Origin of the sequence: Pseudomonas sp. So3.2b, from assembly GCF_019464415.1 — a bacterium.
GTDB lineage: Bacteria > Pseudomonadota > Gammaproteobacteria > Pseudomonadales > Pseudomonadaceae > Aquipseudomonas > Aquipseudomonas shahriarae.
This window is the reverse complement of the sequence record NZ_CP080494.1, coordinates 1,100,523-1,124,767: the sequence shown is the minus strand read 5'-3', so window position 1 is coordinate 1,124,767 and position 24,245 is coordinate 1,100,523. Positions and strand designations below refer to the sequence as shown.

21 protein-coding genes and 2 tRNA genes are annotated in these 24,245 nt (G+C 58.1%); 1 reads left to right on the top strand and 22 read right to left on the bottom strand.

Annotated features, from left to right (window positions below):
- Positions 1-130: 130 nt before the first annotated feature.
- The 16 genes from K1X80_RS04860 to rlmE all read right to left on the bottom strand — a co-directional run bounded on the left by K1X80_RS04860 (position 131) and on the right by rlmE (position 16,094).
- Positions 131-478 (bottom strand): BON domain-containing protein, encoded by a 348-nt coding sequence (locus K1X80_RS04860; RefSeq protein WP_057960655.1) that lies wholly within the window; start codon positions 476-478, stop codon positions 131-133.
- Positions 479-774: 296 nt separating this feature from the next.
- Positions 775-2,880: a polyribonucleotide nucleotidyltransferase gene (gene pnp, locus K1X80_RS04855; protein WP_057960656.1), complete on the bottom strand. Its 2,106-nt coding sequence runs from the start codon at positions 2,878-2,880 to the stop codon at positions 775-777.
- Positions 2,881-3,074: 194 nt separating this feature from the next.
- Positions 3,075-3,344 (bottom strand): 30S ribosomal protein S15, encoded by a 270-nt coding sequence (gene rpsO / locus K1X80_RS04850; RefSeq protein ID WP_003176135.1) that lies wholly within the window; start codon positions 3,342-3,344, stop codon positions 3,075-3,077.
- Positions 3,345-3,459: 115 nt separating this feature from the next.
- A complete protein-coding gene (truB, locus tag K1X80_RS04845; protein ID WP_003176136.1) occupies positions 3,460-4,377 on the bottom strand; it encodes a tRNA pseudouridine(55) synthase TruB in 918 nt (305 codons plus the stop codon).
- A gap of 3 nt (positions 4,378-4,380) precedes the next feature.
- Positions 4,381-4,776 carry a 30S ribosome-binding factor RbfA gene (gene rbfA / locus K1X80_RS04840; protein WP_029298974.1) on the bottom strand — a complete coding sequence of 132 codons (396 nt, stop codon included), beginning with the start codon at positions 4,774-4,776 and terminating at the stop codon, positions 4,381-4,383.
- Between the two features lie 159 nt (positions 4,777-4,935).
- On the bottom strand, positions 4,936-7,461 hold the full coding sequence (infB, locus tag K1X80_RS04835; protein WP_057440169.1) for a translation initiation factor IF-2: 2,526 nt from the start codon (positions 7,459-7,461) through the stop codon (positions 4,936-4,938).
- A gap of 27 nt (positions 7,462-7,488) precedes the next feature.
- The gene (gene nusA, locus K1X80_RS04830; protein WP_038445977.1) at positions 7,489-8,970 is read right to left on the bottom strand and encodes a transcription termination factor NusA; all 1,482 of its coding nucleotides are present in this window, start codon (positions 8,968-8,970) and stop codon (positions 7,489-7,491) included.
- A 59-nt stretch (positions 8,971-9,029) separates the two neighbouring features.
- Positions 9,030-9,488 (bottom strand): ribosome maturation factor RimP, encoded by a 459-nt coding sequence (gene rimP, locus K1X80_RS04825; protein WP_032862957.1) that lies wholly within the window; start codon positions 9,486-9,488, stop codon positions 9,030-9,032.
- A 140-nt stretch (positions 9,489-9,628) separates the two neighbouring features.
- Positions 9,629-9,705: transfer RNA gene (locus K1X80_RS04820), tRNA-Met, on the bottom strand.
- A 96-nt stretch (positions 9,706-9,801) separates the two neighbouring features.
- Positions 9,802-9,887 (bottom strand) — tRNA-Leu (locus K1X80_RS04815).
- A gap of 21 nt (positions 9,888-9,908) precedes the next feature.
- Entirely contained in the window at positions 9,909-10,292 is a 384-nt protein-coding gene (gene secG / locus K1X80_RS04810; RefSeq protein WP_029298979.1) for a preprotein translocase subunit SecG, read from the bottom strand.
- A 4-nt stretch (positions 10,293-10,296) separates the two neighbouring features.
- Entirely contained in the window at positions 10,297-11,052 is a 756-nt protein-coding gene (tpiA, locus tag K1X80_RS04805; RefSeq protein WP_057960657.1) for a triose-phosphate isomerase, read from the bottom strand.
- A 66-nt stretch (positions 11,053-11,118) separates the two neighbouring features.
- A complete protein-coding gene (gene glmM, locus K1X80_RS04800) occupies positions 11,119-12,456 on the bottom strand; it encodes a phosphoglucosamine mutase (RefSeq protein WP_057440170.1) in 1,338 nt (445 codons plus the stop codon).
- A 16-nt stretch (positions 12,457-12,472) separates the two neighbouring features.
- On the bottom strand, positions 12,473-13,324 hold the full coding sequence (folP, locus tag K1X80_RS04795) for a dihydropteroate synthase (protein ID WP_057960658.1): 852 nt from the start codon (positions 13,322-13,324) through the stop codon (positions 12,473-12,475).
- Between the two features lie 8 nt (positions 13,325-13,332).
- Positions 13,333-15,243, bottom strand: coding sequence for an ATP-dependent zinc metalloprotease FtsH (gene ftsH / locus K1X80_RS04790; protein ID WP_029298988.1), 1,911 nt, complete (start codon positions 15,241-15,243; stop codon positions 13,333-13,335).
- A gap of 200 nt (positions 15,244-15,443) precedes the next feature.
- Positions 15,444-16,094, bottom strand: a complete 651-nt coding sequence (gene rlmE / locus K1X80_RS04785; RefSeq protein ID WP_038445965.1) for a 23S rRNA (uridine(2552)-2'-O)-methyltransferase RlmE — start codon at positions 16,092-16,094, stop codon at positions 15,444-15,446.
- 105 nt (positions 16,095-16,199) lie between these two features.
- Here rlmE and K1X80_RS04780 point away from each other — a divergent pair, with 105 nt between their 5' ends.
- Entirely contained in the window at positions 16,200-16,508 is a 309-nt protein-coding gene (locus K1X80_RS04780) for a YhbY family RNA-binding protein (protein ID WP_029298992.1), read from the top strand.
- An 8-nt stretch (positions 16,509-16,516) separates the two neighbouring features.
- Here the strand turns inward: K1X80_RS04780 and K1X80_RS04775 are convergent, their stop codons facing one another.
- The 6 genes from K1X80_RS04775 to dnaJ form a co-directional block, all read right to left on the bottom strand.
- Entirely contained in the window at positions 16,517-16,921 is a 405-nt protein-coding gene (locus K1X80_RS04775; RefSeq protein WP_198800016.1) for an MFS transporter, read from the bottom strand.
- A 28-nt stretch (positions 16,922-16,949) separates the two neighbouring features.
- Positions 16,950-17,426: a transcription elongation factor GreA gene (gene greA / locus K1X80_RS04770; RefSeq protein ID WP_032862903.1), complete on the bottom strand. Its 477-nt coding sequence runs from the start codon at positions 17,424-17,426 to the stop codon at positions 16,950-16,952.
- Positions 17,423-20,644 (bottom strand): carbamoyl-phosphate synthase large subunit, encoded by a 3,222-nt coding sequence (carB, locus tag K1X80_RS04765; RefSeq protein WP_057960660.1) that lies wholly within the window; start codon positions 20,642-20,644, stop codon positions 17,423-17,425. Before carB ends, greA begins: the two co-directional genes overlap by 4 nt.
- 105 nt (positions 20,645-20,749) lie before the next feature.
- On the bottom strand, positions 20,750-21,886 hold the full coding sequence (gene carA / locus K1X80_RS04760; RefSeq protein WP_057440173.1) for a glutamine-hydrolyzing carbamoyl-phosphate synthase small subunit: 1,137 nt from the start codon (positions 21,884-21,886) through the stop codon (positions 20,750-20,752).
- A 259-nt stretch (positions 21,887-22,145) separates the two neighbouring features.
- Positions 22,146-22,952, bottom strand: coding sequence for a 4-hydroxy-tetrahydrodipicolinate reductase (gene dapB, locus K1X80_RS04755; protein WP_057440174.1), 807 nt, complete (start codon positions 22,950-22,952; stop codon positions 22,146-22,148).
- Positions 22,953-22,962: 10 nt separating this feature from the next.
- Complete coding sequence (gene dnaJ, locus K1X80_RS04750; protein WP_057960661.1) at positions 22,963-24,087, bottom strand: molecular chaperone DnaJ; 1,125 nt, start codon at positions 24,085-24,087, stop codon at positions 22,963-22,965.
- Between the last annotated feature and the right edge of the window lie 158 nt (positions 24,088-24,245).

The window sequence follows — 24,245 nt, the reverse complement described above, 5'->3', positions numbered from 1 at the left end:
CCCGACACAAGTGTCGGGGCCCGTAGTGACCACATCCCTGTGGTCGGTCGCATGAACCTGTAAGGTGCATTGAGCGGATATCTGCCTCGCTCGTGGCCGCCTTGCCTAAGTCCAGTCGAGTCGTTGCGCGTTACTCTGCTTTCAGGCCGTCGGCCGATACAGCTTTAACGCCTTTGATTTTCTTGGCGATGGCTACTGCCATTTCCTTTTGTGCATCAGTCACAGCAACAGTGGAGGACAGGGAGACCACACCTTTGTTGGTTTCGACTTTGATGTCGGTGCCAGGAATGCCTTTCTCGGTAACCAGGTCAGCTTTGACTTTAGTGGTGATCCAGGTATCGGTGGTCGCTTCTTTGGCCTTGTCCACTTCACCGGCGGCTACAACCATTGGAGCCTGGGAAGTTTGGGCGAACGCAACGTTAGCCATGGTCAGGGTCAGCGCGGTGGCAGTTGCAGCAGCGATAGCGAACTTCTTCATACGAGTAACTCCTGTTTTTTCGAAGGTCTGCAGCGTTTCAACGTTAATGCTGCAGGGTTACCAGTACTGTTGCAGGCGCTGTGCCAACTTTCGCATAAGAATAAAAACCTTTAAATTCAATAGCTTATGTTTTTTGTCGAAATTCAGAATCGTGCAACTTGCATGAAGCCCATCGTGCCTGCATGCAAGTTGCGGCTTTTGTCCTGGGCTAAACGGCTGATTTACCTTCACTTTCCTGCAGCCCAAAAAAAAGGACTCCGAAGAGTCCTCTTTTTCAGCGTAAAGCCTGGGAGTAATTAAACGCCCGAAGCCTTGGCTGCTGCTACGTCCTTGATGGACAGCTTGATACGGCCGCGGTTGTCCACGTCCAGTACCAGCACTTCCACTTCCTGGCCTTCTTTCAGGATGTCGGTCACTTTCTCTACGCGAGCATCGCTCAGCATGGAGATGTGAACCAGACCGTCCTTGCCCGGCAGGATGTTGACGAACGCGCCGAAGTCGACGATGCGCTCAACCTTACCGACGTAGATCTTGCCGATCTCGGCTTCAGCGGTGATGCCCAGGACGCGCTGGCGTGCAGCTTCAGCCGCTTCCTTGGTTTCGCCGAAGATCTTGATCGAACCGTCGTCTTCGATGTCGATCGAAGCCTTGGTTTCTTCACAGATCGCACGGATGGTCGCGCCGCCTTTACCGATGACATCACGGATTTTGTCGGTGTCGATTTTCATCGCGATCATGGTCGGAGCATTTTCCGACAGCTCGGTGCGGGACTGACCAATGATCTGGTTCATCTGGCCGAGGATGTTCAGGCGCGCTTCCAGGGCTTGGCCCAGAGCGATTTCCATGATTTCTTCGGTGATGCCCTTGATCTTGATGTCCATCTGCAGCGCGGTAACACCTTTGGCGGTACCGGCTACTTTGAAGTCCATGTCGCCGAGGTGGTCTTCGTCACCCAGGATGTCGGTCAGGACGGCGAACTTCTCGCCTTCTTTAACCAGACCCATGGCGATACCGGCAACTGGCGCCTTCATCGGCACACCAGCGTCCATCAATGCCAGGGAAGCACCGCAAACGGAAGCCATGGAGCTGGAACCGTTGGACTCGGTGATTTCCGACACCACACGGATGGTGTACGGGAACACGTCGGCGGCAGGCAGCATGGCTGCAATCGAACGACGGGCCAGGCGGCCGTGACCGATTTCGCGGCGACCAGCACCCCCCATGCGACCACACTCACCTACCGAGAACGGAGGGAAGTTGTAGTGAAGCATGAACGGGTCTTTTTTCTCGCCTTCCAGGGTGTCCAGCAGTTGTGCGTCACGGGCAGTACCCAGAGTCGCGACTACCAGGGCCTGGGTTTCACCACGGGTGAACAGGGCCGAACCGTGGGTCTTCGGCAGAACGCCGACTTCAATATTCAGCGGACGTACGGTGCGGGTGTCGCGACCGTCAATACGTGGCTTGCCGTTAACGATATTTTCGCGAACGGTGCGGTATTCGATTTCGCCGAAGGCTGCTTTGACTTCGCTGGAAGAAGGCTGGCCTTCTTCACCGGACAGCTTGGCAACAACCTGATCCTTCAGTTCACCCAGGCGAGCGTAACGGTCGGCCTTGATGGTGATGGTGTAGGCGTCGGAGATCGCAGCACCGAACTCGGAGCGGATAGCGCCCAGCAGTTCAGTGGCTTCTGGCTGAGGAGCCCAGGTCCAGGTCGGCTTGGCGGCTTCGGCAGCCAGTTCTTTAACAGCGTTGATCACAACCTGGAACTCGTCGTGAGCAAACAGTACAGCGCCCAGCATCTGGTCTTCGGTCAGCTCTTTGGCTTCCGATTCAACCATCAACACGGCTTCCGAAGTACCGGCAACGACCATGTCCAGGCTCGAAGCTTTCTGTTGTTCGTAAGTTGGGTTCAGCAGGTAGCCGGTGCTTTCGTGGAAAGCAACGCGAGCTGCGCCGATCGGGCCATCGAAAGGAATACCGGAGATGGCCAGGGCAGCCGAGGTGCCGATCATCGCAGCGATGTCCGGATCGGTCTTCTTGCTGGTGGAAACGACGGTGCAGACAACCTGCACTTCGTTCATGAAGCCTTCTGGGAACAGCGGACGGATCGGACGGTCGATCAGTCGGGAAGTCAGGGTTTCTTTCTCGGAAGGACGGCCTTCGCGCTTGAAGAAACCACCAGGGATCTTACCGGCAGCGTAAGTCTTTTCCTGGTAGTGAACGGAAAGAGGGAAGAAGCCTTTGCTTGGGTCAGCGGTCTTGGCGCCTACAACGGTTACCAATACGGTAACGTCGTCGTCAACGGTGACCAGCACTGCGCCGGAGGCTTGACGGGCAATACGGCCTGTCTCGAGGGTAACGGTCGACTGACCGAACTGGAATTTTTTGATTACCGGGTTCACGGTGTCCTACCTTCTTTGTGGCTCTTGGGGAACTTGTCTTCTTGCGAAATTCTTGGGCAATGTCGGGAATCGGCCCAACCCTTGTCCAGGGTAAAACGTGTATCCAGATAAAACTTGAGGCTGGGAGCCTGCCATGGGCCAGCGGGAAACCCACTGACACACGGCAAACAACCAACCTCTAGCGCAATCGCTGATTAGCGACGCAGACCCAGGCGACCGATCAGAGCCTGGTAACGGCCCAGATCCTTGCCTTTCAGGTAGTCCAGCAACTTACGGCGCTGGTTTACCATGCGGATCAGACCACGACGGGAGTGGTGATCTTTACCGTTGGCCTTGAAGTGACCCTGCAGCTTGTTGATGTTGTGGGTCAGCAGTGCAACTTGCACTTCTGGCGAACCAGTGTCACCAACAGCTTGCTGATAGTCAGCTACGATTTGTGCTTTTTCTTGAACGTCGAGAGCCATGAGGCAATCCTTTTTTCAGGAAACCACCCAAAGGGCAGTTTCAACAGGCCAGGGACAAATCCCTGTATCTAAAAATGAGTGTTGACCGTGCCTGTTAACAGCCACACTCGTTCGGTCATTCTGACCGAATCAGCCGACGCGGCGCGATGCGCCCGTCTTCGCTCACTTCACCGATACCGATAAAGCGACCGTTATGATCTTGTACCCGCACCATGCCGAACTTCGGAGCATCCGGTGCGCGGACCGGCTGGCCGTTGAGCCAGTAGAACGCGCTGTGTTCCGAGAAGTGCAGCAATGGCCAATCCAGCAAACCGCTGTCCGATGGCATCAGGAAGCGATCAACTGCTTCATTGCCGCCTTCGGCATGTACAGCTTCCAACTCTTCCAACGTGACCGTCTGGGCCAGGGTGAAAGGGCCAGCCTGGGTGCGTCGCAGTTCTGCAACGTACGCGCCGCAACCGAGCTGTTCACCAATATCTTCCACCAGGGTACGGATATAGGTGCCTTTGCTGCAGTCCACGGCCAAGCGGGCGGTGTCGCCTTCACAGGCGAGCAATTCCAAGCGCGCAATAGTAACAGAACGCGGTTCACGCTCCACTACTTCGCCCGCACGTGCCAGCTTGTAAAGAGGCTGGCCATCACGCTTGAGAGCCGAGTACATCGGCGGTATCTGACTGATTTGCCCACGAAAAGCGGGTAAGGCAGCCTCGATATCTGCACGACCAACGGTCACGTCGCGAACCTGCAGAACATCACCTTCGGCGTCTGCCGTGGTGGTGGTCTTGCCCAGCTGCATAAGGGTTTCGTAACCCTTGTCCGAATCGAGCAGGTATTGCGAGAACTTGGTGGCCTCGCCAAAGCACAATGGCAACACGCCAGTAGCCAGGGGGTCGAGGCTACCAGTGTGCCCGGCCTTTTCGGCATTGAGCAGCCAGCGGACCTTCTGCAACGCCGCATTGGAGGTAAAACCAATGGGCTTGTCGAGCAGGATGATGCCGCTGACGTTACGACGGATACGTTTGACCTGAGCCACCGCTTACTCCTTGGCGTCTTCAGGTGTGGACGGATGCTGATTGTCTTCAGCCACGGCGCGCTCGATCAGGGCCGACAGGTGCGCACCACGCACGACGCTTTCGTCGTAGTGGAAGTGCAACTGGGGCACGCTGCGCAGCTTCATCTCACGGGCCAACTGCATACGCAGGAAACCTGCAGCGGAGTTGAGCACCTTGATGCTTTGCGCGATTTCTTCGCTGTTGTCCTGACCCATCACGGTGATGAAGATCTTGGCGTGACCGACGTCACGGCTCACTTCAACAGCGGTGATGGTGACCAGGCCAACGCGCGGGTCTTTGACTTCGCGACGGATCAGTTGGGCCAGCTCGCGCTGCATCTGATCGCCGATACGTTGGGTACGGCTGTATTCTTTTGCCATGTCTTGTTACCTGTTACTGCCACACGGTGAAACCCGTGGGGTCTGAAAGCGGCAAACGCCCGGCCTGACAAAAGCCAGACCGGGCGTTGCGTTTAGAGTCCGGACACTGCGCGGGGCATTTGCATGCCCACACGCGGCGTGGCTCCTGAAGTGCGCGAGTTAGAGGCTGCGAGCAACCTGAACCTTCTCGTAGACTTCGATCTTGTCGCCAGGCTTGACGTCGTTGTAGCTCTTGACGCCAATACCGCATTCCATGCCGGCACGTACTTCGGAAGCGTCATCCTTGAAGCGGCGCAGGGATTCCAGCTCGCCTTCGAAGATAACGATGTCTTCACGCAGTACACGGATTGGACGGTTACGGTGCACAGTACCTTCGATAACCATGCAACCGGCGATCGCGCCAAACTTCGGCGAACGGAACACGTCACGGACTTCGGCGACACCCAGGATATTTTCCCGAACGTCACTGCCAAGCATGCCGGTGAGGGCTTTCTTGACGTCTTCGATGATGTCGTAGATGACGTTGTAGTAACGCATGTCCAGGCCTTCCTGCTCGACGATCTTCCGTGCGCCAGCATCGGCACGCACGTTGAAGCCGAACAGTACAGCGTTGGAAGCCAGTGCCAGGTTGGCGTCGGATTCGGTGATACCACCGACACCGCCACCGACAACACGCACTTGCACTTCGTCGTTACCCAGGCCGTTCAAGGCGCCGTTCAACGCTTCGAGGGAACCACGGACGTCAGATTTGAGGACGATGTTAAGCGTCTTCTTCTCTTCCTGGCCCATGTTCTCGAAGATGTTTTCCAGCTTGCCGGCGTGAGCACGGGCCAGCTTGACTTCGCGGAACTTGCCTTGACGGAACAGAGCCACTTCACGGGCTTTCTTCTCGTCGGCAACTACGCTCATCTCGTCGCCAGCGTCCGGGGTACCGTCCAGGCCGAGAATCTCGACAGGGATGGCTGGACCGGCTTCCTTGATTGGCTTGCCGTTCTCGTCGAGCATGGCACGTACACGGCCGTAGTTCGAACCGACCAGCACCATGTCGCCTTGGCGCAGGGTACCGTCTTGAACCAGAACGGTCGCAACCGGGCCACGGCCCTTGTCGAGGCGGGATTCAACCACAACACCACGGCCAGGAGCCGATGGGGTAGCGGTCAGTTCCAGGACCTCGGCTTGCAACAGGACTGCTTCGAGCAGTTCGTCAACGCCGGTACCCATCTTCGCCGAGACCGGTACGAATGGAGTGTCGCCACCCCACTCTTCGGAAGTCACGCCATGAACCGACAGTTCGCTACGGATGCGATCGAGATCAGCGCCCGGCTTGTCGATTTTGTTCACGGCAACCACCAGCGGCACGCCAGCTGCTTTAGCATGCTGAACGGCTTCGATGGTTTGCGGCATCACGCCGTCGTCCGCTGCAACCACCAGGATCACGATGTCGGTCGCCTTGGCACCACGGGCACGCATGGCGGTAAACGCGGCGTGACCAGGGGTGTCGAGGAACGTCACCATGCCACGGTCGGTTTCAACGTGGTAGGCACCGATGTGCTGGGTAATGCCGCCGGCTTCGCCCGCTGCAACCTTGGCACGACGGATGTAGTCGAGCAGGGAAGTCTTACCGTGGTCAACGTGGCCCATGACGGTCACGACTGGAGCACGGGAAACCGCTTCACCTTCAAACTTCAGGGACTCGGCCAGGGAATCTTCCAGGGCGGTGTCGCTGACCAGGGTCACTTTGTGGCCCAGCTCTTCAGCAACCAGCTGGGCAGTTTCCTGGTCCAGTACCTGGTTGATGGTGGCTGGAGTACCCAGCTTGAACATGAACTTGATGATTTCAGCAGCCTTGACCGACATCTGCTGAGCGAGATCGCCAACAGTGATGGTCTCGCCGATCTTCACTTCACGCACGACAGGGCCGGTTGGGCTCTGGAAACCGTGGGCGTTGCGTTTCTTCAGCTTGGCCTTGCCGCGACCACCACGACGGAAGCCATCGCTTTCTTCGTCGGTAGTCCGTGGGGCAACGCGCGGAGCAGGCGCTTTCTCTTTGACCGAAGCACGATGTGGAGCGTTTTTACGCTCGCCATCGCCACCGCCGCTACGACGATTGTTATCGTCGGCACGTGGTTTGTCCGGACGACGAGGTTCGTCGCGCTTGCGAGCGTCAGCAGCAGGCGCTGGTGCAGCGGCAACCGGAGCGGCCTCACGCACAGCTTCTACAGGCGCGCTAGGCGCAGCGACTGCGTCAGTACCAGCAGGTTGCGCAGCAGCAGGCTGGCGACGCGCTTCTTCTTCGGCGCGACGCTTGGCTTCTTCTTCAGCCTTCTGACGTGCAGCATTTTCTACTGCGCGACGTTCGTCCATCTCGCGTTTGCGCTCGGCTTCGATTTCTTCCGGGCTGCGCTGTACGAAGACTTTCTTCTTACGCACTTCAACGCTGATGCTCTTGCTACCAGCCACCCGCAGGGTGCTGGTTGTTTTGCGCTGCAATGTAATCTTGCGCGGTTCTTCCACTTTCGCCTTGTGGCTGCTTTTCAAGTGAGTCAGCAACGATTGCTTCTCACTGTCGCTCACATGTTCCTCGGCGGCGGTGTGCGGCAGACCTGCCTCACGCATCTGCTGCAACAGGCGCTCTACCGGTGTTTTGACCTCATCGGCCAGTTGTTTCACCGTGACTTGCGTCATGCACTTCTCTCCTCAGGCCGCGCCTAATTACTCGAACCAATGGGCTCGGGCGGCCATGATCAACTTGCCGGCACGATCATCGTCAATGCCGTCGATGTCGAGCAGGTCGTCAATAGACTGCTCGGCCAGGTCTTCGCGGGTAATTACGCCGCGCACCGCCAGTTCCATCGCCAAATCCTTGTCCATACCCTCAAGCGAGAGCAGGTCTTCGGCCGGATGGGCGTCTGCCAGCTTTTCCTCAGTAGCGATGGCTTTAGTCAACAAGCGATCCTTGGCCCGAGCGCGAAGCTCGTTGACGGTGTCTTCGTCAAAGCCGTCGATGTTGAGCATTTCCTCCACCGGTACGTAGGCAATCTCTTCCAGGCTGGTAAAGCCTTCATCTACCAGCACCTGTGCCAGATCTTCGTCGACTTCCAGCTCATCGATGAAGTTGCGCAGGATGTCGCCGGTTTCTGCTTGCTGCTTAGCCTGGATGTCCGATTCGGTCATGACGTTCAGGGTCCAGCCAGTCAACTGGCTGGCCAGACGCACGTTCTGACCACCGCGACCGATGGCCTGGGCCAGATTGTCTGCGCCAACGGCGATGTCCATTGCATGGGCATCCTCGTCAACAATAATTGCCGCGACTTCAGCCGGGGACATGGCGTTGATCACGAACTGCGCCGGGTTATCGTCCCACAGCACGATATCCACACGCTCACCGCCCAATTCGCCCGACACTGCCTGGACGCGCGAACCGCGCATACCAATGCAAGCACCCTGCGGGTCGATGCGTTTGTCCTTGGAGCGGACCGCGATCTTAGCGCGCGAACCCGGGTCGCGGGACGCAGCCATGACTTCGATCAGGCCTTCGGCAATTTCCGGCACTTCGATACGGAACAGCTCGATCAACATTTCCGGCGCGGTACGCGACAGGATCAGTTGAGGGCCACGGTTCTCAGTGCGGATTTCCTTGAGCAGCGCACGCAAACGCACGCCGACACGGAAGGTTTCGCGGGAAATGATGTCTTCACGGGCCAGCAACGCTTCAGCATTGTTACCTAGATCGACGATCACGTTGTCGCGGGTCACTTTCTTCACGGTGCCGGAGATGATTTCCCCCAGGCGCTCGCGATAGGCGTCAACGACTTGAGCGCGCTCGGCTTCACGGACCTTTTGCACAATGACTTGCTTGGCAGTCTGTGCAGCGATGCGGCCGAACTCGATGGACTCGATCTTTTCCTCGACGACGTCACCCACCTGGGCGCCCGGATGCGTTTGCGCAACCTTGCTTGGCCAGGTTTCGATGGCCGGATCATCAAGATCGGCTTCTTCAACGACTGTCCAGCGACGGAAAGTCTCATAAGCTCCGGTGTGGCGATTGATTTCCACACGCAGATCAACTTCGTCTTCAAAACGCTTTTTGGTAGCAGTGGCCAGGGCCAACTCCAGCGCTTCAAAAATCACGTTAGCCGGTACGCCCTTTTCATTGGATACCGACTCAACAACCAGCAGTACTTCTTTGCTCATCGTACGCCTCGCCTTTCGCAAGCCATTGGATCCGCGGGATCCGCAGTTTCTGGCACGTCTCAGTCAAAACTGGGAATAATGTTGGCCTTGTCGATCATATCGATCGGCAACAGGAACTCGTGGTCTTCTACCTGCACCACTACATCCTGTTCTTCTACACCGCGCAGAAGGCCCTGAAAGTTGCGTCGCCCTTCGAAAGGGGATCGCAGCTTGATCTTCACTTGTTCACCGACATATTTAGCAAACTGCTCAATAGTGAACAGTGGGCGTTCCATGCCTGGCGAGGAAACTTCGAGGGTGTATTCAACGGCGATCGGATCTTCAACATCCAGGACACCGCTGATCTGACGGCTGACGATGGCACAATCGTCCACCAGCACACCGCCCTCTTTATCGATATAAACGCGCAACATTGAGTGGCGACCTTGAGCCGAAAACTCAATACCCCAGCATTCATAGCCTAGGGCCACGACCACCGGGGCCAGCAAGGCCTGCAACTCTTCTAGCTTGCTCGACACCTGAACCCCCTCGTGCATGTATGTGCATGCTGTGCAAAATAAAAAAATGGGCGAAACGCCCATCCTTGAAACGCCGTCGAACAGCGGCGTTGAAAGTGTCCAGCTAACAAAAAGCCCCTTAAAAGGGGCTCCGCTAAAACTGGTTGCGGGGGCCGGATTTGAACCGACGACCTTCGGGTTATGAGCCCGACGAGCTACCAGACTGCTCCACCCCGCGACAAAGCTGGGGCGGAAGTATACGACCGATCCTTTACAGGGTCAATGTAACCTTCCACCTACAAGAAAGCCCGCAACAGCGGGCTCTCCTGATAATTGGTACCGAGAAGGGGACTCGAACCCCTACACCCTATGGGCACAACCACCTCAAGGTTGCGTGTCTACCAATTCCACCACCTCGGCAATACAGCGTTTACAACCTTCTTACTTCTGCTCTTGAGCTGGAGGCACGTCAGTCGCTGGAGTAGCCGACTTTTGCTCTTGAAGCACCGGGACATCATCAGAAGCCGGTTTTGCTTTTGGAACTTCCAACACTGCTGGATCTGGCAAACCTGCTTGAGTCAGCACATGAGCTTTCTCTTTAGCAAAGTAACCTAACCCCAGGCTGGTTATGAAGAAACCGGCGGCAAGTATAGCAGTAAACTTACTAAGAAAGGTAGAGGAACCTTGGCTTCCGAACACAGTATTTGAAGCACCTGCCCCGAAAGACGCACCAGCGTCCGCACCTTTACCCTGTTGCAGCAATACCAGGGCAACAACGCCCAGTGCACCCAACAGATGAAAAACGACTACGACTGTTTCCAGCATTTTCTCAGTTTCCCGCGGCGCGACAAATCGCACCGAACTCATCTGCATTCAGGGAAGCTCCACCAATGAGCCCCCCATCGATATCCGGCATGCCGAACAGTTCGACCGCATTGGCCGCCTTCACGCTGCCGCCGTATAGAAGCCGCACACCTTGTGCGACCTCAGAATTCTCTGCCGCCAACTGCGCGCGAATGGCTGCGTGCACATCCTGCGCCTGTTGCGGTGTAGCAGTCAGCCCGGTGCCAATGGCCCAGACCGGCTCGTAAGCAATCACTGCCTTTGCAAACGCACCAACACCCAACTCCTCGATGATGCTGCCCAGCTGACGCGAGACAACTTCAAGAGTCTTGCCCGATTCACGCTGCTCAAGGGTCTCCCCTATGCACAACACCGGAATCAGGCCACAAGCCTGTGCTGCTGCGAACTTGCGATTGAGTATCCCATCACGTTCGCCCATCATCTGACGGCGCTCGGAGTGCCCAACAAGCACATAGGAACAACCCGCATCCACCAGCTGACTCGGTGCAATCTCACCGGTCAACGCACCCTGCATGGCTTCCACCGCAGAATTCTGCGCGCCGACCTGGATCGACTTGCCTTTCAAGCCATCAACCACTTGGTTGATATGCAAGCAAGGCGGGAATACCGCGATATCAACACCGCTCGGCAGGGCCAGGTGACGAAGGCCATTGACCAGCTCAGCGACACTGGCGCGGGTACCGTGCATCTTCCAGTTACCAGCTACCATAGTGCGACGCATGCTGTACCTCGTCGGTCAAAGTGGGCGCAGATGTTACCCAACCACATCAACACTGGCAAGCCGAATTCAGGCGCAAACTTCAGTTACCAGTTTTGCCAGCTCTTCGGCGTAGCCGCGAACCTGTGTTTCATCATCGCCTTCGACCATCACACGCACCAAAGGCTCGGTCCCCGACTTGCGCAACAAGACCCGACCACGCCCCGCCATAGCGACGGTAACGCGCTCACAGGCTTCCTTGATCGCCGGGTGCTCGATAGGGTTTTCGCCACCCGAAAAGCGCACATTGAGCAGCACCTGCGGGCACTTGCGCAGCGCCTGGCGCGCCAGGGCCAGGCTTTCATCACGCCGACGCAGGGCCAACAGCACCTGCAGCGCCGCAATGATCGCATCCCCGGTCGTGGTGTGCTGGAAGCACACGACATGCCCCGAATTCTCGCCACCTACCAGCCAGTTGCGCTCCAGCAGCTCGGCAATCACGTAGCGGTCGCCCACATTGGCCCGCACGAACGGGATCCCCAGGTCTGCCAGGGCCAGCTCCAGCCCCAGATTACTCATCAGGGTACCGACCACGCCACCTTGCAGCTTGTTACGCTCATGCAGGTCGCGGGCAATGATGAACAGCAGGTCGTCACCGTCGACGATGGCGCCGGTATGATCGACCATCAACACGCGGTCACCGTCGCCATCGAAGGCAATACCCAGGTCCGCGTGCTCGGCCAATACCGCTGCCTGCAATTGACCCATATGGGTCGAACCACAGTTATCGTTGATGTTCAGGCCGTTGGGCTGGGCCGACAGCACTGTAACCTCGGCACCCAACTCCTTGAATACACTCGGAGCAACCTTGTAGGTTGCACCATGGGCACAGTCGATGACCACCTTGAGCCCGGCAAAATTAGTGCTGGTAGGCACGCTGCTTTTGCAGAATTCGATATAACGGCCAGACGCATCGTTAATCCGTGAGACCTTGCCCAGCTTGCTCGATTCGACGACGGTCATCGGCGCATCCAGCAACTCTTCAATCATGTGCTCGATCGCGTCCGGCAGCTTGGTGCCCTGGCCCGAGAAGAATTTGATGCCATTGTCATCATGGGGATTGTGCGAGGCACTGATCACAATACCGGCTTCAGCGTGAAAGGTACGCGTCAGGTAAGCGATCGCCGGCGTAGGCATCGGCCCCAGCAACATCACATCTGCCCCGGCGGCAGACAGGCCCGCCTCCAGCGCAGACTCGAACATATAGCCAGAAATCCGCGTGTCCTTACCCACCAGGATGCGGCATGCCCCCATGCTGCGGAAGGCCATCCCGGCCGCCCAGCCCAGCTTGAGCATAAAGTCCGGAGTGATCGGGAATTCGCCGACCCGACCACGAATACCGTCGGTGCCAAAATATTTCTTTGTCATAAGTGCTCCATCATTCTTATTCGGCTGATTCTACTGCTTCGATCATCCGTACAACGTCAACTGTCTCGGCCACATCGTGCACCCGCAGAATACGCGCGCCCTTGGCCACGGCAAGCGCCGCCAGGGCCAGACCGCCGTACAGACGCTCACCCACAGGGCGATTCAAGGCCATGCCTATCATGCTCTTGCGCGACACCCCAACCAACAGGGGGCGACCAAGGGCATGCAGCGATTCCATATGTTTGAACAGGCTCAGGTTGTGCTGCAGGGTTTTGGCAAAACCAAACCCGGGATCGAGAATGATCCGCTCAGGGGCAATTCCCACAGCGGCGCATTGGGCAATGCGATCGACAAGAAATTCCGTCACTTCTGCGACCAGGTGATCATAGTGCGGCGCGTCCTGCATCGTCCCGGGCTCGCCGAGCATATGCATCAGACAGACAGGCAACCCGGTGGCTGCCGCCGCATCCAGCGCGCCGTCGCGCTGCAGCGAGCGCACGTCATTGATCAGCCCGGCCCCGAGCCGCGCGGTTTCGCGCATGACCGCCGGGGTCGAGGTGTCTACCGAAATAATGACATCCAGTTCGCGGTGAATACGCTCGACAATCGGCGCAACACGCTCCATTTCCTCCACAGGGGAAACAGCACGCGCGCCAGGCCGGGTTGATTCGCCCCCCACATCAATAATGGTCGCACCCGCAGCTACCATTGCCGCTGCATGGCGCAACGCCGCATCCAGCTGGCTGAAGCGACCACCATCGGAAAAGGAATCAGGGGTTACATTAAGAATGCCCATAACATGCGTATGGGCCAAATCAAGAACCCGGCTGCCGCAAGGCAACCGGGTGGAGGACAACACAGAAGTCATTTCAAGCCTTAAAGGTCGGCAGCCGGGCCGCCGATTGGGTTTTCCGGGCGTTCGTTCTGTACCACTGGCGGTGTGCCTGAAGTACCCGAACCACCTTCCCAATCACGAGGCTCGCGAGGCGTACGACCAGCCATGATGTCGTCGATCTGCTCGGCATCAATGGTCTCGTACTTCATCAGGGCATCGGCCATGGCGTCGAGCTTGTCACGGTTATCGGTGAGGATCTGCTTGGCCGTGCCGTAGCACTGGTCAATGATGCTGCGCACTTCAGAGTCGATCAGCTTGGCAGTCTCGCCGGAGAAGCTGGCACTTTGACCGCCACCACCACGACCCAGGAACACTTCGCCTTCTTCCTCGGCATACATCAGCGGGCCGAGTTTTTCGGACAGGCCCCACTTGGTAACCATATTCCGGGCAATCTGGCTGGCACGCATGATGTCGTTGGAAGCGCCGGTGGTCACACCGTCAAAGCCCAAGGTCATCTCTTCAGCGATACGACCGCCGTACAGCGAGCAGATCTGACTGATCAGAGCGCGCTTGGAGAGGCTGTAACGATCCTCTTCCGGCAGGAACATGGTGACACCCAGTGCCCGGCCGCGAGGAATGATCGACACTTTGTAGACCGGGTCGTGCTCAGGCACAACGCGACCGACAATGGCGTGACCAGCCTCGTGATAAGCGGTGTTCTGCTTCTCTTTCTCGGACATGACCATGGATTTGCGCTCGGCACCCATCATGATCTTGTCTTTGGCCAGCTCGAATTCTTTCATCTCGACAATGCGCTTGCCGGTACGGGCAGCGAACAGCGAGGCCTCGTTCACCAGGTTGGCCAGGTCGGCACCGGAGAAACCAGGGGTACCGCGAGCAATCACGCCTGGAGCGACGTCGTCGCCCATTGGCACTTTGCGCATGTGAACCTTGAGAATCTGCTCGCGGCCACGGATATCTGGCAAGCCAACCACAACCTGACGGTCGAAACGGCCCGGACGCAGCAGCGCCGGGTCAAGTACGTCAGGACGGTTGGTGGCGGCAATCACGATGATGCCGTCATTCATTTCAAAGCCGTCCATCTCGACCAGCAACTGGTTGAGGGTCTGCTCACGCTCGTCATGACCACCGCCCATGCCAGCACCACGATGGCGACCAACAGCGTCGATTTCGTCGATGAAGATGATGCATGGCGCGTGCTTCTTGGCCTGCTCGAACATGTCACGCACACGGCTGGCGCCCACACCGACGAACATCTCGACGAAGTCGGAACCGGAAATGGTGAAGAACGGCACCTTGGCTTCGCCGGCAATAGCCTTGGCGAGCAGGGTTTTACCGGTACCCGGAGGACCGACCATCAGTACACCGCGAGGAATACGGCCACCCAGGCGCTGGAATTTGCCCGGATCGCGCAGGAACTCGACCAACTCGCCAACTTCTTCCTTGGCTTCGTCGCAACCGGCAACGTCAGCCAGGGTGGTTTTTACCTGGTCTTCGGAAAGCAGGCGGGCCTTGCTCTTGCCGAAGCTCATCGGTCCGCCCTTGCCCCCTGCGCCGCCTTGCATCTGGCGCATGAAGAACATGAAGACGGCGATAATCACCAGGATCGGGAAGCTGGCCACCAGGAGCTGGGTCCAGATGCTCTGCTGCTCAGGCTGCTTGCCCTCAACGACCACCTTGTTGTCCACCAGGTCGCCGATCAGACCATTGTCCTGGATCGCCGGACGGATGGTCTTGAAGCTGTCGCCATCGTTGCGCTTGCCAGTGATCACGTAGCCATCAACCGCTACGCGCTCGACCTTGCCATCCTTAACTTGCTGGATGAAGTCGGAATAGTTGAGGGTCTGCGGCTCGTTAGGGCTGGAGAAGTTGTTCATCACCGTCACCAGGACAGCCGCGATGATCAACCACAGGATCAGATTCTTTGCCATATCGTTCAATTAACTACCCTCTGAAGCAAGCTCCGCTACTGGCGCGCGCTTCGCATGATATTCACCGGCCTAACTTACTACATTACCTACAACTCTGGCAGGCGCCGTCTGTAACCCTTTGTGAAACTTTGACTACACAATATTCGTAAAGCTTCGTGACGAAAGCGATATAAAAAAACCTATCGACTCCCTTAAAACCTTTAAAGACGCTCATCACTGGCAGCGCCTTCGACACCGCGATAGCCGCGGCCCAGCAAATACTGCTCGCGAGACCTGTCCCTCGAGGAGTCAGGCTTGCGGGTCTGCACCTTGTCGAACAGCTTGCGCATGTTCTTGTGGTACTCGTCAAAACCTTCCCCAAGGAAGACCTTGACCAGAAAATCACCACCCGGACGCAGAACCCTTCCTGCCAGATCCAGTGCCAATTCGCACAGGAACATGGCGCGTGGCATATCCACGGCTGGTAATCCACTCATATTGGGGGCCATATCCGAAATCACAAGGTCTACCTGCGAATTTCCGACAGCCTCGAGGATCTGTGCCAGTACATCATCACGGGTAAAGTCGCCATGCACGAAGGTCACATCAGGGATGCTATCCATTTCCAGGATATCGGAAGCGATCAAACGGCCTTGCCCACCAATCAGACGACTGGTCACCTGGGACCAGCCACCGGGGGCTGCGCCGAGATCAATTACGCTCATGCCGGGACGGATCAACCGGTCCTTTTCCTGGATTTCCAGCAGCTTGTAGCTGGCCCGGGAACGGTAGCCATCCTTTTGCGCCTTTTTGACGTAAGGATCGTTGAAATGCTCTTTAAGCCAGTTAAGGCTAGTTTTGGAACGGGCCACGGGCCACCTCGAAAATAAAACGGGTCGTGATTAACTGGGCGGTCCCGGACTCGCTCGGGTAAACTGGCCGCCGCTTTTTACAAGATCAGACGCAGGGGTCAGATTATGCCGCTCACTCAAGAGCAGAAGAAACAGTACAAATCCATTGGCCACCATCTGAAACCAGTTTTGATTGTGGCCGACAACGGTTTGACTGAAGGTGTGTTAGCCGAACTTGAACGCGCATTAGGCGATCACGAGCTGATCAAGATCAAGGTCAATATCCTTGATCGCGAAGCGCGCCTGGCCGCCATTGCAGAACTGTGCAAGGTGGGCAAAGCGGACCTGGTCCAGGTCATCGGCAAGATGGCGCTGCTGTATCGCAAGAATTTCAGCGCCAACAAGCAACTGTCGAACGTTCATCGCTTCAAATGATGCAAGGGTCACGGGCGCGCTTCGCGCGCCCTGCCACTCCATCCCGGCGCAGGCTGTACCACCAGCACCAAGCCAGAAAACCCTAGCACAAGATAGCTGAACAGCTGCCAGCGCAACGCTTCCGGCAGCAATATGCGCACCACGCAATACATTGCGCACGCATACAGCGCCATCAACAGCAGTTGCCCGCGCATATCCCGCCACAAGCTCCCCAAACCCTCGGCCTCGACCAGCACCAATGCCTGGAGAATCACGCACGCCGCCGCAAATCCCACCAGCAGCGCACTCAATAATCCGCCGATCTCATCGATCAGCAACGGCGCCAGGCCAATCATGCCCAGCACCGGCAATACACCAAGATGTAACAGCCATAGCCCGCCAACCCAAAGCATCTGGGCCAACTGCCAAAGCATGGCGCCCGCTCGAAGCGGGCGCCGTTTTTCAGATGTGACGAACTTCGACAATCTCGTACTCGATCACGCCACCGGGCGTCTTGACGGCCACCACATCACCCTCTTCCTTGGCAATCAAGGCGCGGGCCAGGGGCGAACCGACGGAGATCTTGCCGAGCTTGAAGTCAGCCTCGTCCTCACCCACGATGTGGTAAGTCACGCTTTCATCCGTCTCGACGTTGGCGATTTCTACAGTCGTGCCGAAAATCACCTTGCCGGTCTTGGGAATAGTCGTGACATCAATGATGACCGCATTCTGCATGCGCCCTTCGATATCACGGATCCGCGCCTCGACCATCCCCTGCTGCTCACGGGCAGCATGGTATTCGGCGTTTTCCTTCAAGTCGCCCAGCTCACGGGCCGTACCGATGTCCTGGCTCAGCTTTGGACGTACGACCTTGGTCAGATGGGCGTGCTCCTCTTCCAGGGCCTTGGCGCCCTGGACAGTCATTGGGTATTTGATCATGCCTTCAATCCTGCGTGTAAATCCTGCAAGCGACGCACGGTCTTTTCCGGACCGAACTTGAGCGCTTCACAGATGGCTTCGCCAGCAGCAATGGTGGTGGTGCAGTAGATCTTGTGCTGCAAGGCGTTACGACGAATGGAGTAGGAATCCGCGATCGACTGGCGACCTTCGGTGGTGTTGATGATCAGGGTGACTTCGTCATTCTTGATCATATCGACCACGTGCGGACGACCTTCCGTTACCTTGTTCACGCGACGCACTTTCAGGCCCGCGGCTTCAATCAGCTTGGCGGTCCCGGCGGTGGCCACGACTTCGAAGCCCAAGTTGATCAGATCACGGGCCACGCCTGCAACCAGCGGCTTGTCATCATCACGCACGCTGATAAACGCAGTACCGCCGGTCGGCAGCACTTCGCTGGCGCCCATCTGGGCCTTGGCGAATGCTTCGCCGAAGGTATCGCCCACGCCCATCACTTCACCGGTGGACTTCATCTCTGGGCCCAGGATCGGGTCCACACCAGGGAATTTGGCGAATGGGAATACCGCCTCTTTCACGCTGTAGAAGTTCGGGATGATTTCCTTGGTGAAGCCGATTTCCTTCAAGGTCTTACCGGCCATGACACGGGCGGCAATCATCGCCAGGGACACACCGATGCACTTGGAAACAAACGGCACGGTACGCGAAGCACGCGGGTTGACTTCGATGACGTAGATGTCTTCGCCTTGCAGCGCCAACTGTACGTTCATCAGGCCGACCACGCCCAGCTCCAGAGCCATTTTCTTGACCTGCTCGCGCATCTCGTCCTGGATGTGCAGCGGCAGCGAGTACGGCGGCAGGGAGCACGCGGAGTCACCGGAGTGAACACCCGCCTGCTCGATGTGCTGCATGATCGCGCCGATCACCACGTCGGTACCGTCGCAGACCGCATCCACATCCATCTCGATGGCGCAGTTGAGGAAGTGATCCAGCAGCACCGGGCTGTCGTTGGACACTTTCACCGCATCACGCAGGTAACGCTTGAGTTCTTCTTCTTCGTAGACGATTTCCATCGCCCGGCCGCCCAGCACGTAGGACGGACGCACCACCAACGGGTAGCCGATCTTGCTGGCTGCACGGATGGCTTCGTCTTCGCTGCGCACGGTCGCGTTTGGCGGCTGGCGCAGGTTCAGGCGTTCGACCATTTGCTGGAAGCGCTCACGGTCTTCGGCACGGTCGATGGCGTCAGGGCTGGTACCGATGATCGGCACGCCAGCCGCTTCCAGGGCACGCGCCAGTTTCAGCGGAGTTTGCCCGCCATACTGCACGATCACGCCTTTTGGCTTCTCGACGCGACAGATTTCCAGCACGTCTTCCAGCGTTACCGGCTCGAAGTACAGGCGGTCGGAAGTGTCGTAGTCAGTGGAAACAGTTTCCGGGTTGCAGTTGACCATGATGGTCTCGTACCCGTCTTCGCGCAGGGCGAGGGCGGCGTGTACGCAGCAGTAGTCGAACTCGATGCCCTGACCGATACGGTTTGGACCGCCGCCCAGGATGATGATCTTGTCGCGGCCCGACGGCGCGGCTTCGCACTCTTCCTCGTAGGTGGAGTACAGGTACGCGGTGTCGGTGGCGAACTCTGCGGCGCACGTGTCAACACGCTTGTAGACCGGGAAGATGTCCAGTTTGTGGCGGTGGGTGCGCAGGTTTTTCTCGGTCACGCCCAGCAGTTTGGCCAGACGCTGGTCGGAGAAGCCTTTGCGCTTGAGACGGAACATCAGGTCGCGGTCGATAGAGGAAAGACCCAGGGTCTTGACCTTCTCTTCTTCCTTGATCAGATCTTCGATCTGCACCAGGAACCACGGATCAATCATGTTCATGCCGAAGATGTCTTCGACGGTCATGCCCGCGCGGAAGGCGTCAGCCACATACCAGATACGCTCGGCGCCCGGCACGGTCAGCTCGCGCTTGAGGATGCTCATGCTTTCCGGATTGCTCAGGTCGAGCTTCTCATCCAGGCCGCAAACGCCCACTTCCAGGCCACGCAGGGCTTTCTGCAGGGACTCCTGGAATGTCCGGCCAATGGCCATGACTTCACCGACCGACTTCATCTGGGTGGTCAGGCGGGCGTCGGCTTTCGGGAACTTCTCGAAAGCGAAGCGTGGCAGCTTAGTGACTACGTAGTCGATCGACGGCTCAAAGGACGCCGGCGTAGCGCCGCCAGTGATTTCGTTTTGCAGCTCGTCCAAGGTGTAACCGATCGCCAGCTTGGCAGCGATGCGCGCAATCGGGAACCCGGTAGCTTTTGATGCCAGCGCCGAAGAACGCGACACACGCGGGTTCATCTCGATCACGACCATACGGCCTGTGTTCGGGCAAATACCGAACTGAACGTTGGAACCACCGGTTTCAACGCCGATCTCACGCAGTACCGCCAACGAGGCGTTACGCATGATCTGGTATTCCTTGTCCGTCAGGGTTTGCGCAGGAGCAACGGTGATCGAGTCACCGGTGTGCACACCCATCGGGTCGAAGTTTTCGATCGAGCAGACGATGATGCAGTTGTCCTTTTTATCGCGGACAACTTCCATCTCGTACTCTTTCCAGCCGATCAGGGATTCGTCGATCAGCAGCTCTTTGGTCGGCGACAGATCCAGGCCGCGGGCGCAGATTTCTTCGAACTCTTCACGGTTGTAAGCGATACCGCCGCCGGTGCCGCCCATGGTGAAGGACGGCCGGATAATGCACGGGAAGCCGAGCTTTTCGAGAACCGCGTTGGCCTCTTCCATGCTGTGGGCGATACCCGAGCGCGGGCAATCAAGACCGATAGACTTCATGGCCTTGTCGAAACGCGAACGGTCTTCAGCCTTGTCGATGGTGTCGGCATTGGCGCCGATCATCTCTACGCCGAACTTTTCCAGGACGCCTTCGCGCTCCAGGTCCAGGGCGCAGTTCAGTGCAGTCTGGCCACCCATGGTCGGCAGCAGTGCGTCCGGACGCTCTTTCTCGATGATCTTGGCAACGGTCTGCCACTTGATCGGTTCGATGTAGGTGGCGTCGGCCATGTCCGGGTCGGTCATGATGGTGGCCGGGTTGGAGTTCACCAGGATGACGCGGTAACCCTCTTCGCGCAGGGCCTTGCAGGCCTGGGCGCCGGAGTAGTCGAATTCGCAGGCCTGGCCGATCACGATCGGGCCAGCGCCGAGAATCAGGATGCTTTTTATGTCTGTACGTTTTGGCATGGGTTTGTCACTCAAATCCGCAGGTCAGTCGGCAAGCCGTCTTGAACAATCTTTGAAGAGCCTGCGGGGGCCACCGAAAGTCGGGGCCGCCCGCAAGCCACTCAGTCAGCGTCGCTTGGCCATCTCATTGATGAAACGGTCGAACAGCGGCGCTACGTCGTTCGGGCCCGGGCTCGCTTCAGGGTGGCCCTGGAAGCTGAACGCGCTCTTGTCGGTGCGCTCGATACCCTGCAGGGAACCGTCGAACAGCGACTTGTGAATGGCACGCACGTTGGCCGGCAAGGTGGCTTCATCCACCGCAAAACCGTGGTTCTGGCTGGTGATCATCACGACACCGGTGTCCAGGTCTTGTACCGGGTGGTTGGCACCGTGATGGCCGTGGCCCATTTTCAGGGTCTTGGCGCCGGAGGCCAGAGCCAGCAGCTGGTGGCCGAGGCAGATACCGAATACCGGGATCTCGGTGTCCAGCACTTCCTTGATGGCCTTGATCGCGTAGTCGCATGGCTCAGGGTCACCCGGGCCGTTGGACAGGAACACGCCATCCGGTTGCAGGGCCAGCACATCGCTGGCCGGGGTCTGGGCCGGGACCACGGTCACACGGCAACCGCGCTCGACCAGCATGCGCAGAATGTTGTACTTGATGCCGTAGTCGTAGGCCACGACGTGATACGGCAGCTCAGCCGCTTCGATGGTCGCGTGACTGTCGGTCTTCAAGTCCCAGACAGTGGAGCGCCACTCGTACTTCTCTTTGGTGCTGACGACTTTCGCCAGGTCCATGCCTTTAAGGCCAGGGAAGCCCTGCGCTGCAGCAATTGCCGCTTCTTCGGAAATATTGTCACCGGCCATGATGCAGCCGTTCTGCGAGCCTTTTTCACGCAGGATGCGTGTCAGGCGGCGCGTATCGATACCGGCGATCGCCACAACATTGTTGGCTTTCAGGTAATCGGACAACGACATCGTGTTACGCCAGTTGCTCGCAACCAGTGGCAGGTCACGAATCACCAGACCGGCCGACCAGACACGATCAGACTCGACGTCTTCCGGTGTAGTACCGGTGTTGCCGATATGCGGATAAGTCAGGGTAACGATCTGTTGGGCGTAGGAAGGATCGGTAAGGATTTCCTGATAGCCGGTCATGGCGGTGTTGAACACCACCTCTCCAACGGTCTGACCGTCGGCTCCAATGGCTTCGCCGCGAAAAATGCTGCCATCAGCAAGGGCGAGTATGGCTGGCTTAGTCAAGAAGACCTCCCGTAAATAAAGCCTGAAAGGGCGATCGCAGGTTGCAAAAAAGCGGAGTGACGTATGGACACGTCACCCCGCTTCTTCACTGAATTATTCTGCGCGCTTTTAGTGGACACACTAAAGCTGTAGCTTACAGAAAAAGGCTTTTTGGGTCCACCGCTAATGAGCCGAAAAGGCAGGAGAATGCGACAGGACGTCGCTTAGCGGGTAAAAACGGGGCCCTAGAGTAATCCTCCGGGCCCGTTTTTGCTACTGATTAACGCAGATCCAGCACGTCTTGCATGTCGTAGAGACCCGCTTCGCGGCCCTCCAGCCACAATGCGGCACGCACCGCGCCCTTGGCGAAGGTCATGCGACTGGAAGCCTTGTGGGTAATTTCCAGGCGCTCACCTTCGGCAGCAAACAGCACCGTATGGTCACCCACCACATCACCACCGCGCACGGTGGCAAAGCCAATGGTTTCACGCTCGCGCGCCCCGGTATGACCTTCGCGACCATATACCGCAACCTTCGACAGATCACGCCCCAAGGCATCGGCAATCACTTCGCCCATGCGCATGGCAGTGCCCGATGGCGCATCGACCTTGTGCCGGTGATGCGCCTCGATGATCTCGATATCCGCGTCATCACCCAACACCCTTGCCGCCATGTCGAGCAACTTCAGCGACAGGTTGACGCCCACACTGAAGTTGGCGGCAAACACGATAGGAATGTCCTTGCCTGCCGCGACGAGCAATTGCTTTTGCTCGGCATTCAGGCCCGTGGTACCGATAACCATGGCTTTGCCCGCCTTGCGGCAGAACGCCAGGTTTTTCAGCATCACTTCAGGCAGGGTGAAGTCGATCAATACATCGAACTCATCAGCCACCTGCTCCAGGCTGCCGGACAATGACACACCGATCCGCCCCAGGGAGGCCAGCTCGCCAACATCGGCGCCGATCAGCGTACTGCCCGGGCGCACGATCGCCGCAGTCAGCCCCGACAGAGGCGAGCGCTGCTGCACCGCCTCCACCAGGTTCTTACCCATGCGCCCGGCGGCGCCCATCACTGCTATACGTCGCATATCCACGTCCTTACAGGTCGCCGAAGAAGCGCTTCACGCCTTCGAACCAGCCAGCGGTCTTGGGCGAATGGGAGCCATCACCGGCCAGCGAACCGCGCAGCTCTTCGAGCAACTCACGCTGACGACGATCCAGGTTGACCGGCGTCTCGACAGCCACACGGCACATCAAGTCACCCGCACCACCACCGCGCACCGGCGCTACACCTTTGCCACGGATCCGGAACTGCTTGCCGGTCTGAGTCCCCTCGGGGATCTTCAGCTTGACCCGCCCTTCGAGGGTCGGAATCTCCAGCTCGCCACCCAGGGCCGCGTCGACAAAACTGATCGGCACTTCGCAGAACAGGTGCTTGCCGTCACGCTGGAAGATCGCGTGCTCGCGCACATTGATCACCACGTACAGATCGCCCGTCGGACCACCCTGCGCGCCCGCCTCGCCCTCGCCCGACAAACGGATACGGTCGCCAGTATCAACACCGGCCGGCACTTTCACCGACAGGGTCTTGTACTCTTCGACGCGTCCTTCGCCGTGGCAGGAATCGCACGGATCGGAAATGATCTTGCCCTGGCCATGGCAGCGCGGGCAGGTTTGCTGCACCGAGAAAAAGCCCTGCTGCATGCGCACCTGGCCAATACCGCCACAGGTCGGGCAGGTGATCGGCGAGGAGCCTTTCTTGGCGCCCGAACCGTCACACGGCTTGCAGTTGACCAGCGTCGGCACGCGGATATTGACGCTGGTGCCGCGTACGGCCTCTTCCAGGTTCAGTTCCAGGGTGTAGCGCAAATCGCTGCCACGCTGGGCACCGCCGCGCTGACCACCACGACCGCCGCCGAAGAAGTCGCTGAATACATCGCCGAAGATATCGGAGAAGTTCTGCCCGCCAAAGCCAGCACCGCCGCCGCCCATGCTTGGATCGACACCGGCATGGCCATACTGGTCGTAGGCTGCACGCTTGTTCGGATCACACAGGCATTCGTAGGCCTCATTGGCCTCTTTAAACATTTCTTCGGATTCTTTGTTATCCGGATTACGGTCCGGGTGGTGCTTCATCGCCAGGCGACGGTAAGCCTTCTTCAGGTCCGCCTCGCTGGAACCGCGCTCCACACCCAATACTTCGTAATAGTCACGCTTTGCCATAAGTCTTTGCACTCTTAAGGACGTCCGGCAAAACCCTCCTGAGCCTGCCAAACTCGTTGAGCCCCAATACAGGCCCGGACCCAACTCACGTCAAATTCAACGATCCTGGTCTTTACTGCTTTCAGCCGAGACCCAGCCAAAAACGCGGTGCCTGTCGA

Bases quoted from the DNA above. Each gene is read 5' to 3' on its own strand.
- dnaJ (WP_057960661.1), bottom strand. From the start codon at position 24,087: ATGGCAAAGCGTGACTATTACGAAGTATTGGGTGTGGAGCGCGGTTCC.
- glmM (WP_057440170.1), bottom strand. From the start codon at position 12,456: ATGACAAAGAAATATTTTGGCACCGACGGTATTCGTGGTCGGGTCGGC.
- nusA (WP_038445977.1), bottom strand. From the start codon at position 8,970: ATGAGCAAAGAAGTACTGCTGGTTGTTGAGTCGGTATCCAATGAAAAG.
- secG (WP_029298979.1), bottom strand. From the start codon at position 10,292: ATGCTGGAAACAGTCGTAGTCGTTTTTCATCTGTTGGGTGCACTGGGC.
- dapB (WP_057440174.1), bottom strand. From the start codon at position 22,952: ATGCGACGTATAGCAGTGATGGGCGCCGCCGGGCGCATGGGTAAGAAC.
- carB (WP_057960660.1), bottom strand. From the start codon at position 20,644: ATGCCAAAACGTACAGACATAAAAAGCATCCTGATTCTCGGCGCTGGC.
- rbfA (WP_029298974.1), bottom strand. From the start codon at position 4,776: ATGGCAAAAGAATACAGCCGTACCCAACGTATCGGCGATCAGATGCAG.
- rpsO (WP_003176135.1), bottom strand. From the start codon at position 3,344: ATGGCTCTCGACGTTCAAGAAAAAGCACAAATCGTAGCTGACTATCAG.
- ftsH (WP_029298988.1), bottom strand. From the start codon at position 15,243: ATGGCAAAGAATCTGATCCTGTGGTTGATCATCGCGGCTGTCCTGGTG.
- greA (WP_032862903.1), bottom strand. From the start codon at position 17,426: ATGATCAAATACCCAATGACTGTCCAGGGCGCCAAGGCCCTGGAAGAG.
- K1X80_RS04780 (WP_029298992.1), top strand. From the start codon at position 16,200: ATGCCGCTCACTCAAGAGCAGAAGAAACAGTACAAATCCATTGGCCAC.
- K1X80_RS04775 (WP_198800016.1), bottom strand. From the start codon at position 16,921: ATGCTTTGGCAGTTGGCCCAGATGCTTTGGGTTGGCGGGCTATGGCTG.
- folP (WP_057960658.1), bottom strand. From the start codon at position 13,324: ATGACTTCTGTGTTGTCCTCCACCCGGTTGCCTTGCGGCAGCCGGGTT.
- K1X80_RS04860 (WP_057960655.1), bottom strand. From the start codon at position 478: ATGAAGAAGTTCGCTATCGCTGCTGCAACTGCCACCGCGCTGACCCTG.
- tpiA (WP_057960657.1), bottom strand. From the start codon at position 11,052: ATGCGTCGCACTATGGTAGCTGGTAACTGGAAGATGCACGGTACCCGC.
- infB (WP_057440169.1), bottom strand. From the start codon at position 7,461: ATGACGCAAGTCACGGTGAAACAACTGGCCGATGAGGTCAAAACACCG.